This is a genomic window from Mangrovibacter phragmitis, assembly GCF_001655675.1.
GTDB classification, from domain to species: Bacteria; Pseudomonadota; Gammaproteobacteria; order Enterobacterales; family Enterobacteriaceae; genus Mangrovibacter; species Mangrovibacter phragmitis.
In genome coordinates this window covers 1-2,994 of the sequence record NZ_LYRP01000018.1, presented here as the reverse complement: position 1 = coordinate 2,994, position 2,994 = coordinate 1, and the positions used below count along the sequence as shown (strand labels likewise).

The 2,994-nt window shown below is 64.7% G+C and carries 1 protein-coding gene; it reads left to right on the top strand.

Annotated features, from left to right (window positions below):
* Positions 1-2,994: ImcF-related family protein (locus A9B99_RS13030; protein WP_064598140.1), on the top strand; the 2,994-nt coding region annotated here is incomplete at both ends.

The window sequence follows — 2,994 nt, the reverse complement described above, 5'->3', positions numbered from 1 at the left end:
GCACAAAATCCGCATGCTGCTGGTAACCGGGACGGTTTCTGATGTGGAGCAACTGGCGCCGGGCCTCACCCGTGAGCGCTGGCTGGAAGACGGCGGTACCCTGCTGTTGTGGGGCGGAGACCCGTCTGAGCCTGCCGATAACGCCTGGCTGGCGGCGCTGGGTAAGCTGCGTTACCGCCCGGCAGATGGCCTGGTGTGGGCGACTTCCGCTTTCGACCAGCTTGCCACGACCAACCCGGAACCCCCGCGCCCGCTACCTTCAGGCAGTGAGATGAACGCGCTGGTGCATGCCCTGCGTGAACGCCTGGCGGTGGCGGGCTGGCAACTGCCGGTGTATGCCTGGTCGCTGCACCCGCGGGCCGGGAAGCCGGCAGGCCGCACCGTGCAGGCCACCGGCTGCCTGTTGCCTGCCGGGTGTGATTTGGACACACTGGCACAGACACTGGCTGCCATGGTACCGGAGCTGGTTTCCCGGGGCGTACAGCAGGTGTGCTGCCGGGTGCCGCACCCCTTTCTGCTGGCGCTGGCCGACCAGCTGACACGCCAGCCTGCCAGTATCACCGGGCCGCTGTCGGCAATGACAGGCCCTTACCGTCCGTTTCCCCTGGCCGGAGTGGTCTTCAGCCAGCCCTGTTCCCCGCCGCAGCCGTCTGCGCCGTCCCGCTGGGTTATGGACAACAGCTGGGACGTGTTACCGGCCGGTGTCCGGGCATTACCGCCACCGCTGCGCCCCCACAAAACAGGGACACCCCGGCAGAAGGTGTTATTCCCCGCGGCATGCGGACTGCTGCTGGCGTGGGGAGCGTGGTCCGGCCTGGCGTATGTCAGTAACCGCAGCCATATCACGGATGCCCATGCCCGGGTGGTGGTGAGCGCACAACAAACCCTGCCGCTGGCGGCCCGCCTGCAGGCGCTTGCTGAATTGCAGAAAACACTGGACCGTTTACAGTACCGGGCTGCACAGGGCGCGCCCTGGTATACACGCGCCGGCCTCAGCCAGAATGATGCCCTGCTGGCTGCGCTGTTGCCCCATTACCAGGCCAGTGCACACACCCTGTTGCGGGATGCCGCGGCGGAACATCTGCGCTCGCAGCTTCAGGCTTTTACGGCACTGCCGCCCGGCAGCCCGCAGCGTGAGCGGCAGGCCGGAGCCGCCCGTGACCAGCTGAAGCTCTACCTGATGCTGACCCGCCCGCAACATATGGATGCGGACTGGTTCGCGCACACCCTGTTGCGGGGCTGGCCGGGGCGTGAGGGCGTTAACGACACTGTCTGGCAGGGCCTGGCACCGTCACTGTTATCGTTTTATGGCGCACAACTCGCCACTCACCCGGAAGGGGCGTTACCAGAGGATAAACAACGGGTCAGCCAGGTGCGCACCCTGCTTATTCGCCTGACTGGGCAGCGTAACAGCGAAACCTCCCTGTACCAGAGTATGCTGGCGCAGGTGGCGCACCTGTACGCCGACATGCGCCTGGAAGACATGACCGGCGATACGGAGGTGTCCCGGCTGTTCACTACCGGCGAAACCGTACCGGGCGTGTTCACCCGCCAGGCCTGGGAGCAGGCAGTACAGCCCGCGATTGAGCGTGTGGTGGCAGCACGCCGTGATGAACATGACTGGGTGCTGACAGACAGCCAGCAGTCCGTGTCGTTGCAGGAGGCCATGGCGCCTGAAGTACTGAAACAACAACTGACGGACCGCTACTTTGCGGATTTCAGTGGTGCCTGGCTGGCGTTTCTTAACAGCCTGCGCTGGCAACGCCCGGCCACACTGTCGGATGCCACTGACCAGTTAACGCTGATGGCGGATATACGCCAGTCGCCGCTGGTTGCCCTGATGAACACCCTGAACGTGCAGGGGCGTACCGGGCAGGCCCGGGAAGCCATCTCTGATTCGCTGGTGAAATCGGCCCGAAACCTGCTGGACAGTGGCAGCCAGGGGGTTATTGACCAGCGTACGGGTATGCAGGGTCCACTGGACAACACCTTCGGCCCGTTACTGGCGCTGACGGACAGCTCCCGCACCGGGCAGCAGGAACACAGCCTGCAGGCATATCTGACCCGGGTCACCCGGGTGCGGCTGCGCCTTCAGCAGGTGACCCACGCGGCCGACCCGCAGGCAATGGCGCAGGGCCTTGCGCAGACTGTTTTTCAGGGCAAAACCGTGGACCTCACCCAAACCCGCGACTACGGCAGCCTGCTCGCCGCAGGCCTGGGGCAGGAGTGGCGGGGGTTGGGGGAAACCCTGTTTGTCAGCCCGCTGGAGCAGGCCTGGCAGCAGGTGCTGGCCCCGGCGGCAGACAGCCTCAATGCACAGTGGCAGCAGGCGGTGGTCAGTGAGTGGTACCGCGCCTTTGGCGGCCGCTATCCGTTCAACAACACCGGCAGCGATGTGTCACTGCCGTTGCTGGCAAAATACCTGAATACGGATTCCGGGCGCATCACGCAGTTTCTGCAAACCCGCCTGCAGGGGGTGCTGAACCGCGAAGGAAGCCAGTGGGTGCCGGACAGCGCCGGTTCACAGGGGCTGGTGTTCAACCCGGCGTTCCTCCGGGCCATCAATACCCTGAGCCATATCGCTGATGTGGCCTTTACTGAAGGGGAGGCCGGTATGCATTTTGAGCTGCGTCCGGGTACGGCCGGGGGCGTGATGCAGACCGACATGGTGATTGACAATCAGTCGCTGGTGTATATGAACCAGATGCCGGTCTGGCAACGTTTCGCCTGGCCTGCGGATACAGAAGCCGCCGGTGCCCGTTTAAGCTGGATGAGCACCCCAGCCGGAACCCGGTTGTATGCGGATATACCGGGAGCCTGGGGCTGGATACGCCTGCTGGAGCAGGCAACGGTGAGTGCATATCCGGGTGTTGGCAGCAGCTACAGCCTGAGCTGGCAGGCTCAGGACGGGCGGGCGCTGAACTACACCCTGCGTACCGAAGCCGGAGAAGGCCCGCTGGCCCTGCTGAAACTGCGTGGTTTCCGGTTACCGGA